The organism is Allobosea sp. CRIB-10, from assembly GCF_900112185.1.
In the GTDB taxonomy this organism is placed as follows: Bacteria; Pseudomonadota; Alphaproteobacteria; order Rhizobiales; family Beijerinckiaceae; genus Allobosea.
In genome coordinates, this window is the sequence record NZ_FOKP01000001.1 from 320,853 (window position 1) to 332,954 (window position 12,102).

Genomic DNA, 12,102 nt, shown 5'->3' on the forward strand with positions numbered 1-12,102 from the left:
GGATGGTCGGGACAAGCCCGACCATGACGGAAAAGGGCAGTGTCACGGATTCCGGGCTCAAGCCCGGATCTTCACATTCCTAGCCAGGAAATCGATGAAGGCGCGCATCCGCGCCGGAACGAAGCCGCCCTGCCCAAGATAGGCGGCGTGGATCACCTCGATGTCGCCAGGGTTGAAGTCCTCCAGCACCGTGACGAGCCGCCCTGCGGCGACCTCGGCCTGGGTATGGAAGCGCCCCAGCCGGGCGAGCCCGACGCCGGCGACGGCAAGCTGGCGCGCAATCTCGCCATCACCCACCTGGGTGTTGCCGACTGCTGCGATCGAGATCAGCGTGCCATCGACGCGGAAGGGCCAGCCTTCGACCGAGCGAGCGAAGTTGAAGCCGATCAGGTTGTGCTTTGTGAGGTCGGAGGGCGTCTTCGGCTCGCCATGACGGGCAAGGTAATTGGGCGAGGCGACGACGGCGACGCCGCTCTCGCCGATCTTGCGGGCCATCAATTGGTTGCCGCGCAAGGGACCGGGCGCGACGCGAATGGCGATATCGGCCCGCTCCTCGATCAGATCGACGACCTGGTCGGTGAAAACGAGATCGACCGAGAGTTCGGGATGCTCGGCCAGGAAGGCCGGCACCAGCGGCAGCAGAATTTGATTGCCGAAGGCGACATTGGCATTGACCCGCACCCGCCCGCGCGGCGCCCGCCCGGCCGCCGCCTCGCACTCGGCTTCGGCGATATCGGAAAGGATAGTGACGCAGCGCTGATGGAAGGCTTGCCCCTCCGCCGTCAGTTGCAGCTTGCGCGTCGAGCGATTGACCAACCGGGCACCGAGCCGGGCTTCCAGCCGGGTCACCAGCTTGCTGACGGCCGACGGCGTCATGCCGAAGAGCTTGGCCGCGGCGGAGAAGCCACCGCGCTCGACGACGGCCGCGAACACTTCCATCTCGCCGGAACGGTTGCTGAGCAGCGCTGCCATGATGAACTCAAGTCACAAGTGATGTTACGAGCGGCATCCTAGTTCAAACCGCTGCATTGCACCATCTGGCTTGGCATCATTCCCTTTCGCCTGGCGCGGAGCCTCCCATGCCCATTGCCGTCTATGCCCTAACCGCCGGTGCCTTCGGCATCGGTACCACCGAATTCGTCATCATGGGCCTGCTGTTGCAGGTCGCCGCCGATCTGCAGGTCTCGGTCGCGATGACCGGCCTGCTGATCTCCGGCTATGCGCTCGGCGTCTTTGTCGGCGCGCCGGTCCTGACCCTTGCTACCCGCACGCTGCCGCGCAAGCAGGTGTTGATCCTGCTGATGGCGATCTTCACCCTCGGCAACATCGCCTGTGCTCTCGCGCCGAGCTACGGCCTCCTGATGGCGGCGCGCATCGTCACCTCGCTGGCGCACGGTACCTTCTTCGGCGTCGGCTCGGTCGTCGCGACCAGCCTCGTCCCCGCGGACAAGAAGGCCTCGGCCATCGCCGTGATGTTCACCGGCCTGACCATCGCGACCCTTCTCGGCGTCCCCGCCGGCGCCTGGCTCGGCCTGCATTTTGGCTGGCGCGCCACCTTCTGGACCATCGCCGTGATCGGCGTCGTCGCCATGCTGGTGCTGGCTCGTCTCGTCCCGGCCGACAAGGGCAAGGTCGAGGTCGCGCCGCTGCGCCAGGAGCTCGCGACCCTCACCGACCCGCAGGTCCTGCTCGGCCTCGCCATGACCGTGCTCGGCTTCGGCGGCGTCTTTGCGGTCTTTACCTATATCCAGCCCATCCTGGTCGAGATCACCGGCTTCTCGCAGGAGGCCGTCTCGCCGATCCTGCTGCTCTTCGGCCTCGGCCTGATCGTCGGCAACATGCTCGGCGGCAAGCTCGCCGACCGCAATCTGCCCGTTGCGCTGCTCGCGACCACGGCGACCCTCGCCATCGTGCTCTTCGCCATGACTGCGACGCTTCGCTCGCCTGTCGCGGTGACGATCTTCGTCGGACTGATCGGCGCCGCCGCCTTCGCGACTGTCGCCCCCTTGCAGATGCGCGTGCTCGACAAGGCGGGTCCCGCCGGGCGCAACCTCGCCTCCAGCCTCAACATCGCCGCCTTCAACCTCGGCAATGCCTTCGGCGCCTGGCTCGGCGGCGTCACCATCGAGCATGGGCCGGGGCTGGCCGCCGTGACTTGGGTCGCCGGCCTGGTGCCGCTGGCGAGCCTGGCGCTGGCCGTGATCAGCCTGCGCCTCGACAAGCGCCCGCAGACGGCGCTGCAGACTGCCCCAGCCTCCTGCCCGCAGTAAGCGTTTTCAGAGACTTCGCATAAGGAACTGCACCATGGACTACAGATATCTCGGCCGCTCCGGCCTCAAGGTTCCCGCCCTCAGCTTCGGCGCCGGCACCTTCGGCGGCCAGGGCCCGCTCTTCAGCGCCTGGGGCACCAGCGACGCCAAGGAGGCGACCCGTCTTATCGACATCTGCCTCGAAGCCGGGGTCAACCTGTTCGACACCGCCGACGTCTATTCGAACGGCGCCTCCGAGGAGGTCTTGGGCGCCGCGATCAAGGGCCGGCGCGACAAGCTCTTGATCTCGACAAAGATGACGCTGCCGATGGGCGACGGTCCGAACGATGCCGGCTCCTCGCGCAGCCGGCTGATCGACGGCACCGACGCGGCGCTGCGCCGGCTCGGCAGCGACCATATCGACCTGCTCCAGCTCCATGCCTTCGACGCCTTCACGCCGATCGAGGAGGTCCTCGCGACGCTCGATGCGCTGGTCCGCGCCGGCAAGATCCGCCAGGTCGGCGTCTCCAACTTCGCCGGCTGGCAGTTGATGAAGTCGCTTGCGCTCGCCGAAAAGCGCGGCTTCCCGCGCTATGTCGCGCATCAGGTCTATTATTCGCTGGTCGGCCGCGACTACGAGTTCGACCTGATGCCGCTCGGCCTCGACCAGGGCGTCGGCGCGCTGGTCTGGAGCCCGCTGGGCTGGGGCCGCCTCACCGGCAAGATCCGCCGTGGCCAGGCCCTGCCCGAAGGCAGCCGCCTGCATCAGACCGCCGATTTCGGCCCGCCGGTCGATGACGAGAAGCTCTACGCCATCGTCGACGTGCTCGACGAACTGGCCAAGGAGACTGGCAAGAGCGTGCCGCAGATCGCGATCAACTGGCTGCTGCAGCGCCCGACCGTCGCCTCAGTGATCATCGGCGCCCGCAACGAGCAGCAATTGCGCGACAATCTCGGCGCTGTCGGCTGGACGCTGACGCAAAAGCAGATCGCAAGGCTCGACAAGGCGAGCGCGACCGTCCCGCCCTACCCAGCCTTCCCCTACCATCGCCAGGAGGGATTCGCCCGGCTCAACCCGCCGGTCGTCTAGCTCCTTCTTTTCCCACATCGTCATCCCGGACGCAGCGAAGCGGAGATCCGGGATCCATGCCTGAGCCTTCCCGATAGAGGTTCCGGAATGGGTCCCGGGTCGCGCTTCGCCCGCCCGGGACGACTTTGTCTGGAGGAGTATCGACCCAGCTTGATTTTTTTCGCGCGGCCTTGTCGGCTGCCGGCCCGGCCGAACGTCCTTGGCCTGAACCGGAGCGCAGCGCATGCACTACGCCATCCTTTGCTATCATTCCGAAGAGGTCGTCATGGCCTGGTCGAAGGAGCAGAACGAGGAGGTGATGGGCCGCCTCGAACAGGTCCGCCAGCGCATCGCCAAGGAGGGCAAGCTCGGCCCGGTCGCGCGCCTGCTGCCGACCACGGCCGCGACGACCCTGCGCAAGGACCGCGATCCGCCGCTGATCATCGACGGCCCCTTCGCCGAGACCAAGGAGCAGTTCCTCGGCTTCTACATCGTCGACGTCGCCGATCTCGACGAGGCGCTCGGCATCGCCCGCGAGCTCGGCGAGGCCAATCCGGGCGGCGCCTTCGAGGTCCGTCCGCTCGCCGTCTACTATCCGGCCGGAGTCTGATCATGGCCGAGATCGCCTGGATCCATGCGGCGCTGACCTCGGCGCGCCCTCAGGCGATCAGCGCCCTGCTGCGCTATTTCCGCGATCTCGACATTGCCGAGGAGGCCTATCAGGAGGCCTGCCTACGGGCGCTCCGAACCTGGCCGCAGAACGGCCCGCCGCGCGATCCCGCCGCCTGGCTGATCTTCGTCGGCCGCAATGTCGCGCTCGACCAGGTCAGGCGGCAGAAGAAGCAGGAAGCCCTGCCCGACGAGGATCGCCTCTCCGATCTCGGCGATGCCGAGAGCGAGGTCGCCGAGCGGCTCGACGGCGGCCATTACCGCGACGACATCCTGCGCCTGCTGTTCATCTGCTGCCATCCCGATTTGCCGGCGACGCAGCAGGTGGCGCTCGCTTTGCGCATCGTCTCGGGGCTCAGCGTCAAGCAGATCGCCCGCGCCTTCCTCGTCGGCGAGAGCGCGATGGAACAGCGCATCACCCGCGCCAAGGCGCGCGTCGCTGCCGCGAACGTACCGTTCGAAACGCCCGGCCCGGTCGAGCGCGCCGAGCGCCTCGCGGCGGTGGCGGCGATGCTCTACCTCGTCTTCAACGAAGGCTACTCGGCCAGCGGCGCCGAGAGCGATCGCCGCCGTCCTTTCAGCGAGGAGGCGATCCGCCTGACGCGGCTGCTGTTGCGATTGTTCCAGACCGAGCCAGAGATCATGGGCCTGCTGGCGCTGATGCTGCTCCAGCATGCTCGGGCGGCGGCGCGGCTCGACGCCGACGGCCAGATCGTCCTGCTCGATGATCAGAACCGGAAGCTCTGGGACCGCGAGCTCATCGCCGAGGGCCTGGCGCTGATCGACAAGGCGATGCGCCATCGCCGGCCCGGCCCCTACCAGGTCCAGGCAGCGATCGCCGGTGTTCACGCCCGTGCGACGCGGCCGGACGAGACTGACTGGGCCCAGATCGACATTCTCTATGCCACGCTGGAGCATATCCAGCCCTCGCCGGTGATCACGCTCAACCGCGCCGTCGCCGTCGCCAAGCTGCGCGGGCCCGAAGCCGCGCTCGCCATGGTCGAGCCTCTGGAGCAGTCGCTCTCAGGCTATTTCTACTTCTTCGGTTTCAAGGGCTGGCTGCTGATGCAGCTCGGCCGCAACCGCGAGGCGCGCATGACTTTCGATCGCGCCATCGCGCTCGCCGGCTCGGCCAGCGAGGCCGCTCATATTCGCCAGCATATCGACCGGCTGATGCGCGAGAGCGGACAGGTCGCGGCCGGCTGAGGCCGGCTATGGGTCGCTACTGAAAATTTCTGAGGTGCCGTGTCGGCATCGCACCCGCCTGTTCGTCCTTGCCGCAGAGGGGCGACGAGCGATTGGCGTCGGCTGGATAATGCCGGGACCAAAAACTCGTCGATGACAACAGCTTGCTTCGGAATCCTGAGTTTCAGGATCGGGAGCGGCCAGTGCAGCGAGGAGACCGACCATGACGAAGATCACCGTCAGCAAGGAAGACTGGATCGCCGCCCGCAAGACTCTACTCGTCAAGGAGAAGGCGTTGACGCGCCAGCGCGACGCGGTCGCCGCCGAGCGCCGCGCTCTGCCGCGCATCCGGATCGAGAAGGAATACGTCTTCGACACGCCGACCGGAAAGCAGACGCTGTCCGACCTGTTCCGCGGCCGCAGCCAGCTCATCGTCAAGCATTTCATGCTGGCGCCCGGCCAGATCGAGGGCTGCGTCGGCTGCTCCTTCGAGGCCGACCATGTCGATGGCGTGCTGCAGCATCTCGAACGGCACGACGTCGCCTATGTCGCGGTGGCTCGCGCGCCGCTCGCCGAGATCGAGGCCTATAAGAACCGCATGGGCTGGCGCTTCCACTGGGTCTCGTCCCATGGCAGCGACTTCAACTATGATTTCGACGTCTCCTACGCGCCGGAGCAACTTGCCAACGCCTTCTACAATTTCGAGACGATCGCTTCGCCGCTGGAGGACCTCTCCGGCCATACCGTCTTCGAGCAGGATGCGGACGGGACGATCTACCAGACCTACTCGACCTTCGGCCGCGGCGCCGAGGAGGTGCTCGGCACCTACATGTATCTCGACCTGACCCCGAAGGGCCGCAACGAGACCGGCCCGGCCGGCAATCTGACCGACTGGGTCCGCCCGCACGATCGCTACGACACGCCCGGCAAGACCGACCTGACCGGCCGCTGGCGCGAGGACGCAGCGGCGTCCTGCTGCCACGCCCCGGCGGCGGAATAAGAGCTGCCGAGCGGGAGGGCACGATGATCTGCTGCTCTGTCGGCGTGGTGATGTTGGCGGCCGGCCTGGCACGACGTCGCCAGCTCGCCCGGCGGCTCGGCATCGCCCTCCCGCTCCTATCGATCGCCTTGCTGGGTGCGGCAGGCCTGCTGCTCGGCCAGCACGCCGGCCACTACGCCGAGCGCGCCCGTCTCAACCAGCGCGACCTCCTTGCCGAGATATTGGCCGCGCCGCTCTGCAGCGGCGCGCCGATAGCTGCCGCAGAAGCAAGCGACTGATGCCGCCAGCCGGCTCGCGAAAAAAATTCGCACCGGCTGTCAGATCGCGGAAGGCGCCAGCGTCCTAGCAGCAGACGGGCGGAAAACCGGCCCCAAAACGCCTGCAACAGGAGAACGCCATGCTCACCTATCTCGCCATCGCCGTGCTCGCCCTGATCGCCGGCGTCCTCATTGTCGCCGCACGCAAGCCCGATCTTTTCCAGGTCAGCCGTTCCGCGACGATCCGGGCGACGCCCGAGCGCATCTTCGCCTTGCTCGCGGACTTCCAGGAATGGGGCGCCTGGTCGCCCTATGAGAAGAAGGATCCGGCGATGACGCGCAGCTTCAAGGGCGCGACCTCCGGCGTCGGCGCCGTCTACGCCTTCGACGGCAACAGAGAGGTCGGCACCGGCGAGCTCGCCATCGTCGAGGTCCAGGCGCCGGTGAAGCTCGCCGTCACGCTCGACATGACCAAGCCGATGGCCTGCCACAACCTGATCACCTTCACGCTCGCCCCGGCCGAAGGCGGCACGCTGGTGACCTGGCACATGCAGGGCGCCTGTCCGTTCATCGGCAAGGTCATGGGCACGCTCTTCAACATGGACCGCATGGTCGGCGGCGACTTCGAGAAGGGTCTTGCCGCCCTCAAGCAGGCGGCAGAGCGGCCGCAACTGGTTGCTGCCGCCGCCTGACCGCGGCGGATTCGACTATTCACCCCAGAGAAGCAAAGCAAAGGAGGATAGAACCATGACCAACGCAGCAGAACTCGACAAGCCGCAGGCCGGCGACCTGTCCGGCTGCATGCCGTCCAAGCCCCAGGCGGAGCATGAATGGCTCCACCAGCTCGTCGGCGAATGGACCTATGAGACCGACTGCATGATGGGTCCGGACCAGCCGCCGATGAAGTCTTCGGGCACGCAATCCTACTCGTCCATCGGCGGACTCTGGCTCGTCGGCGACGGCACCGGCGCCATGCCCGACGGCAGCCCGGCCAGGACCCGGATCACGCTCGGCTACGATCCGATGAAGGAGCGCTATGTCGGCTCCTTCATCGGCTCGATGATGAGCGGTCAGTGGGTCTATTCCGGCACGCGCAGCGCCGACGGCAAAGTGTTGACGCTCGATACCGAAGGTCCCGACTTCACCAACCCCGGCAAGACTGCGGCCTATCAGGACATCGTCGAGATCAAGAGCCCGGATCATCACATCCTGTCCTCGCGCGCCAAGGACGAGAATGGCCAGTGGATCCAGTTCATGACGGCGCATTACCGCCGGGTGAAATGACGGCTCGGCATCGACACGACTGAAGACTTTCGAGGGCGCGGAGCAACCAGCTCCGCGCCCTCGCGCTTGACCCGCATGCGCGTTCGGGGGCATGTGCAGCCCTGAGAAACTGGGTGGGAACGGCCTGGACGCGATGCACATCCTGCTGATCGACAATTACGACAGCTTCACCTGGAACCTAGTCCACCTGATCGGCGGGCTCGGAGCGCAGGTCCACGTGCGCCGCAACGACACGCTCTCGGTCGATGAGGCCCTCGTCGGCGACCATGACGCGATCGTGCTCTCGCCCGGCCCGTGCACGCCCAATGAAGCCGGCATCTGCCTCGATCTCGTGCGCGAAGGCGCGGACAAAAAGCCGATTTTCGGCGTCTGCCTGGGCTTGCAGACGATCGGCCAGGTTTTCGGCGGCGAGGTGGTGCGCGCCCCCCTGCCGATGCACGGCAAGGTCTCGACCATCACTCACCGGGCGCGGGGCCTGTTCCACGGCATCAACGGCCCGCTCGAGGCGACGCGCTATCATTCGCTGGTCGTCCGGCGCGAGACCTGCCCGTCCGAACTCTCCATCGAGGCCGAGTCCGGGGACGGCATGATCATGGCGCTGTCGCATCGCGACCTGCCGGTGCATGGCGTGCAGTTCCACCCCGAGAGCATCGCTTCGGAGCATGGGGCGACGATCCTGCGCAATTTCCTCGATCTCGCCGAGCGATGGTCGCGCCAGACCAACAAAGCCGCCCTTTCCGCGACAGCCTGATCGATCGAGTTCCCATGGACGACTTCAAACCCTTCATCGCCAAGGTCGCGACCGGCGCCTCGCTGTCGCGCGAGGAGGCCCGCGACGCCTTCGAATCCATGCTCTCCGGCGAGGTCACCAACGCGCAGGCCGCGGCCTTCCTGATGGCGCTGCGCGTGCGCGGCGAGACCACCGAGGAGATCGCCGGCGCCGTCACGGCCATGCGCTCGCGGATGCTTCCGGTTGAGGCGCCCGCCGACGCCATCGACATCGTCGGCACTGGCGGCGACGCCTCGGGCTCCTACAATGTCTCGACCCTGGCCTCGATCATCGTCGCGGCCTGCGGCGTCCCGGTCGCCAAGCATGGCAACCGCGCGGCCTCCTCGCGCTCCGGCGCGGCCGACGTCTTGACCGCGCTCGGCGTCAAGGTCGGGCTGGAGCCCGCCGGCACCGAGCGCTGCATCGCCGAGGCCGGCGTCGGCTTCATGTTCGCGCCGACCCATCACGCCTCGATGCGCCATGTCGCGCCGGTACGCACCGAGCTCGGCACCCGTACCATCTTCAACCTGCTCGGACCGCTCTCCAACCCGGCCGGCGTCAAGCAGCAACTGATCGGCGCCTTCTCCGAGACCTGGCTCGAGCCGATGGTCAAGGTGCTGGAGTCGCTGGGATCGAAGACGGTCTGGGCCGTGCACGGCTCCGACGGCCTCGACGAGATCACCACCACCGGCCCGACCCGCGTCGTCGCGCTGAAGGACGGCAAGATCGAGAGCTTCAATATCGCGCCCGAGGATGTCGGCATCGCCCGGGCGAAGCCTGAGGATCTGCGCGGCGGCGAGCCGGCGCAGAATGCTGAGGCGTTGCAGGACGTGCTCGGCGGCGCGAAGAGTGCCTTCCGCGACATCGCTGCCTTCAATGCCGCCGCTGCGCTCGTCGTCGCCGGCAAGGCCGCCACGCTCGGCGAGGGGCTGGCGCAGGCCTATGCGGTGCTGGACAATGGCAAGGCCAAGGCGGCGCTCGCGACCCTCGTCGCCAGCTCCAATGCGTGAGGCTGCCCATGTCCGATATCCTCAGGCGGATCGAGGCCTATAAGCGCGACGAGATCGCGGCGGCTCGCGTTGCGGTTCCCCAGGCCGAGATCGAGAAGCGCGCGGCGGCGCAAGCTGCCCCGCGCGATTTCGTCGGCGCGCTCGAGGCCAAGCATCGCGCCGGTAGTCCAGCCCTTATCGCCGAGATCAAGAAGGCCTCGCCGTCCAAGGGCCTGATCCGCCCCGATTTCGACCCGCCGGCGCTGGCAAAAGCCTATGCCGAGGGCGGCGCTGCCTGCCTCTCGGTGCTGACCGATACGCCATCCTTCCAAGGCCGGCCGGAATATCTCGCCGAAGCGCGCGCCGCCTCCGGCCTGCCCGGCCTGCGCAAGGACTTCATGTTCGAGCCCTACCAGGTCTTCGAAGCGAGGAGCTGGGGCGCCGACTGCATCCTGATCATCATGGCCTCGCTCGACGATACCGCGGCGCACGAGCTCGTCGCCACCGCCAAGGCGCTCGGCATGGCTGCGCTCGCCGAGGTCCATGACGAAGCCGAGCTGGAGCGCGCCCTGCAGCTCGACACCAGGCTGGTCGGCATCAACAACCGCGACCTGCGTAGCTTCGAGCTCGACCTCGCCGTCACCGAGCGCCTGGCGCCGCGCGCGCCGAAGGACCGACTGCTCGTTGGCGAGAGCGGCATCTTCACTCATGCCGACATCGCCCGCCTGCAGGCTTGCGGGGTCAACACCTTCCTGGTCGGCGAAAGCCTGATGCGCCAGACGGACGTGGCCGCCGCGACACGGCAGCTCTTGACCGGCGGCACCACCGAGGCGGCGGCGTGAGCCGCCTCACCCATCTCGACCAGAAGGGCGAGGCCCATATGGTCGATGTCGGCGACAAGGCCGAGACCGTCCGCACGGCAATCGCCGAAGGCCATGTGGTGATGCAGGCCGGGACGCTGGCGATCGTCCGCGACGGTGAGGCGAAGAAGGGCGACGTGCTCGGCACCGCCCGCCTCGCCGGCATCATGGCCGCCAAGCGCGCCCATGAACTGATCCCGCTCTGCCACCCGTTGCTGCTCTCGAAGATCGCGGTCGACCTGTCGATCGACGAAGCCCTGCCGGGCGTGCGCGTCCGCGCCGAGGTGAAGCTCACCGGCAAGACCGGTGTCGAGATGGAGGCGCTGACCGCCGTCAGCGTCGCCTGCCTCACGGTCTACGACATGGTGAAGGCGGTCGACCGCGCCATGCATATCGAAGGGATCCGGCTTGTGCATAAATCCGGCGGCAAGTCCGGAACCTACGAGCTCGCAGGGCCAGCATGAGCCTCACTCCCGTTCCCGTCGCGCTCAAAGCGCTGCTCGGCAGCGTGCCCGGCCCGACACAAGCCGAGACGCTGCCGCTGGCGCAATGCGCCGGCCGCGTGCTGGCTGGAGACGTTGCCGCGCTCCGGACCCAGCCGCCCTTCGCCAATTCGGCCATGGACGGTTATGCCGCCCGCGCCGCCGATCTGGAGCCGGGCAGGGAGCTCAAGGTCATCGGCGAATCCGCCGCCGGCCGTGGCTTTCCCGGCCCTGTCGGCCCCGGTGAGACGGTGCGCATTTTCACTGGCGCCCCCATTCCCGACGGCGCCGACGCGATCCTGATCCAGGAGCATGCCGAGGGCGTTGGCGGCCCGGTCATCCGCGTCACCAGGCCAGCGAGCAAGGGCCAGTTCATCCGCCCGGCCGGGCTCGATTTTCAGACCGGCGAGGTCCTGCTCAAGGCCGGGCGCCGGCTCGACAGCGCCGCGCTCGGCCTTGCCGCCGCCGCTGGACATCCCACGCTTTCGGTCCGCCGCAAGCCGCTGGTCGCGATCCTCGCCACCGGCGACGAGCTCGTCCTGCCGGGCGAGCCGGTCGGCCCCGACCAGATCGTCGCCTCCAACAGCTTCGCCCTCGCCGCGCTGGTCGAGCAGGCAGGCGGCACGGCGCTCGATCTCGGCATCGCCCGCGACAACCATCCCGACCTCGCTAGCAAGATCGAAGCGGCGCGCACGGCCGGCGCCGATGTGCTGATCACGCTCGGCGGCGCCTCGGTCGGCGAGCACGATCTCGTCCAGGCGGCGCTGAAGGCGCAGGGCATGGCGCTCGGCTTCTGGAAGATCGCGATGCGCCCGGGCAAGCCGATGATGATGGGCCGGCTCGGGCCCATGGTCGCGCTCGGCCTCCCCGGCAACCCGGTCTCCTCGATCGTCTGCGGCCATCTCTTCGCCATGCCGCTGGTCGAGGCCCTGCTCGGCATCGCCGATCCCGAGCGCGACCGCAGCGAAGCCGCCATCCTCGCCAGCGATCTGCCGGCCAATGATGAACGCCAGGACTATCTGCGCGCCACGATCGAGACGATCGACGGCGAGCGACGCGTCAGGCCGTTCTCGAAGCAGGATTCGTCCATGCTGGCGAACCTGTCGCGGGCCGAGGCGCTGGTGATCCGCCCCGCTTTCGCCGAGCCGGCCAAGGCAGGCGATCGCTGCCGCATCATCCGGCTGCGCTGATCCGTTCACCTTGGGAGAGGAAGCGCCTTGCGGAACACAAGGCGAACGCGTATGGTGTTCGTGCTTTGTTTCGATTCTAGCCCGAGAGGCGAACGGCGC

Annotated in this window: 14 protein-coding genes; 13 read left to right on the forward strand and 1 reads right to left on the reverse strand. The window is 67.6% G+C overall.

Annotation, left to right across the window (positions count from 1 at the left end; genetic code table 11):
• Positions 1 to 57: 57 nt before the first annotated feature.
• The gene (locus BMZ69_RS01475) at positions 58 to 972 is read right to left on the reverse strand and encodes a LysR family transcriptional regulator (protein WP_092154059.1); all 915 of its coding nucleotides are present in this window, start codon (positions 970 to 972) and stop codon (positions 58 to 60) included.
• Between the two features lie 107 nt (positions 973 to 1,079).
• Between BMZ69_RS01475 and BMZ69_RS01480 the strand changes: the two genes are divergently transcribed.
• From BMZ69_RS01480 to glp, 13 genes are all read left to right on the forward strand, one after another.
• The gene (locus BMZ69_RS01480) at positions 1,080 to 2,270 is read left to right on the forward strand and encodes an MFS transporter (RefSeq protein ID WP_139218952.1); all 1,191 of its coding nucleotides are present in this window, start codon (positions 1,080 to 1,082) and stop codon (positions 2,268 to 2,270) included.
• Positions 2,271 to 2,304: 34 nt separating this feature from the next.
• Entirely contained in the window at positions 2,305 to 3,339 is a 1,035-nt protein-coding gene (locus BMZ69_RS01485) for an aldo/keto reductase (RefSeq protein ID WP_092154061.1), read from the forward strand.
• Positions 3,340 to 3,562: 223 nt separating this feature from the next.
• Positions 3,563 to 3,928 (forward strand): YciI family protein, encoded by a 366-nt coding sequence (locus BMZ69_RS01490; protein WP_092154063.1) that lies wholly within the window; start codon positions 3,563 to 3,565, stop codon positions 3,926 to 3,928.
• A 2-nt stretch (positions 3,929 to 3,930) separates the two neighbouring features.
• Positions 3,931 to 5,193, forward strand: coding sequence for an RNA polymerase sigma factor (locus tag BMZ69_RS01495; protein ID WP_092154065.1), 1,263 nt, complete (start codon positions 3,931 to 3,933; stop codon positions 5,191 to 5,193).
• 202 nt (positions 5,194 to 5,395) lie between these two features.
• On the forward strand, positions 5,396 to 6,172 hold the full coding sequence (locus tag BMZ69_RS01500; RefSeq protein ID WP_092154067.1) for a DUF899 domain-containing protein: 777 nt from the start codon (positions 5,396 to 5,398) through the stop codon (positions 6,170 to 6,172).
• A gap of 23 nt (positions 6,173 to 6,195) precedes the next feature.
• Positions 6,196 to 6,450 (forward strand): hypothetical protein, encoded by a 255-nt coding sequence (locus tag BMZ69_RS01505; protein ID WP_092154069.1) that lies wholly within the window; start codon positions 6,196 to 6,198, stop codon positions 6,448 to 6,450.
• A 119-nt stretch (positions 6,451 to 6,569) separates the two neighbouring features.
• A complete protein-coding gene (locus BMZ69_RS01510; RefSeq protein ID WP_092154071.1) occupies positions 6,570 to 7,121 on the forward strand; it encodes an SRPBCC family protein in 552 nt (183 codons plus the stop codon).
• A 55-nt stretch (positions 7,122 to 7,176) separates the two neighbouring features.
• On the forward strand, positions 7,177 to 7,713 hold the full coding sequence (locus BMZ69_RS01515; RefSeq protein WP_244543159.1) for a DUF1579 domain-containing protein: 537 nt from the start codon (positions 7,177 to 7,179) through the stop codon (positions 7,711 to 7,713).
• Between the two features lie 133 nt (positions 7,714 to 7,846).
• Entirely contained in the window at positions 7,847 to 8,464 is a 618-nt protein-coding gene (locus BMZ69_RS01520) for an anthranilate synthase component II (RefSeq protein WP_092154073.1), read from the forward strand.
• Between the two features lie 14 nt (positions 8,465 to 8,478).
• Positions 8,479 to 9,492: an anthranilate phosphoribosyltransferase gene (gene trpD, locus BMZ69_RS01525; protein ID WP_092154075.1), complete on the forward strand. Its 1,014-nt coding sequence runs from the start codon at positions 8,479 to 8,481 to the stop codon at positions 9,490 to 9,492.
• A gap of 8 nt (positions 9,493 to 9,500) precedes the next feature.
• Entirely contained in the window at positions 9,501 to 10,313 is an 813-nt protein-coding gene (trpC, locus tag BMZ69_RS01530) for an indole-3-glycerol phosphate synthase TrpC (RefSeq protein WP_092154077.1), read from the forward strand.
• Positions 10,310 to 10,795 carry a cyclic pyranopterin monophosphate synthase MoaC gene (gene moaC, locus BMZ69_RS01535; protein WP_092154079.1) on the forward strand — a complete coding sequence of 162 codons (486 nt, stop codon included), beginning with the start codon at positions 10,310 to 10,312 and terminating at the stop codon, positions 10,793 to 10,795. Before trpC ends, moaC begins: the two co-directional genes overlap by 4 nt.
• Complete coding sequence (glp, locus tag BMZ69_RS01540) at positions 10,792 to 12,003, forward strand: molybdopterin molybdotransferase MoeA (protein ID WP_092154081.1); 1,212 nt, start codon at positions 10,792 to 10,794, stop codon at positions 12,001 to 12,003. The genes moaC and glp overlap by 4 nt, the downstream gene beginning before the upstream one ends.
• Positions 12,004 to 12,102 lie beyond the last annotated feature (99 nt).

Bases quoted from the DNA above. Each gene is read 5' to 3' on its own strand.
- BMZ69_RS01475 (WP_092154059.1), bottom strand. From the start codon at position 972: ATGGCAGCGCTGCTCAGCAACCGTTCCGGCGAGATGGAAGTGTTCGCG.
- BMZ69_RS01480 (WP_139218952.1), top strand. From the start codon at position 1,080: ATGCCCATTGCCGTCTATGCCCTAACCGCCGGTGCCTTCGGCATCGGT.
- BMZ69_RS01485 (WP_092154061.1), top strand. From the start codon at position 2,305: ATGGACTACAGATATCTCGGCCGCTCCGGCCTCAAGGTTCCCGCCCTC.
- BMZ69_RS01490 (WP_092154063.1), top strand. From the start codon at position 3,563: ATGCACTACGCCATCCTTTGCTATCATTCCGAAGAGGTCGTCATGGCC.
- BMZ69_RS01495 (WP_092154065.1), top strand. From the start codon at position 3,931: ATGGCCGAGATCGCCTGGATCCATGCGGCGCTGACCTCGGCGCGCCCT.
- BMZ69_RS01500 (WP_092154067.1), top strand. From the start codon at position 5,396: ATGACGAAGATCACCGTCAGCAAGGAAGACTGGATCGCCGCCCGCAAG.
- BMZ69_RS01505 (WP_092154069.1), top strand. From the start codon at position 6,196: ATGATCTGCTGCTCTGTCGGCGTGGTGATGTTGGCGGCCGGCCTGGCA.
- BMZ69_RS01510 (WP_092154071.1), top strand. From the start codon at position 6,570: ATGCTCACCTATCTCGCCATCGCCGTGCTCGCCCTGATCGCCGGCGTC.
- BMZ69_RS01515 (WP_244543159.1), top strand. From the start codon at position 7,177: ATGACCAACGCAGCAGAACTCGACAAGCCGCAGGCCGGCGACCTGTCC.
- BMZ69_RS01520 (WP_092154073.1), top strand. From the start codon at position 7,847: ATGCACATCCTGCTGATCGACAATTACGACAGCTTCACCTGGAACCTA.
- trpD (WP_092154075.1), top strand. From the start codon at position 8,479: ATGGACGACTTCAAACCCTTCATCGCCAAGGTCGCGACCGGCGCCTCG.
- trpC (WP_092154077.1), top strand. From the start codon at position 9,501: ATGTCCGATATCCTCAGGCGGATCGAGGCCTATAAGCGCGACGAGATC.
- glp (WP_092154081.1), top strand. From the start codon at position 10,792: ATGAGCCTCACTCCCGTTCCCGTCGCGCTCAAAGCGCTGCTCGGCAGC.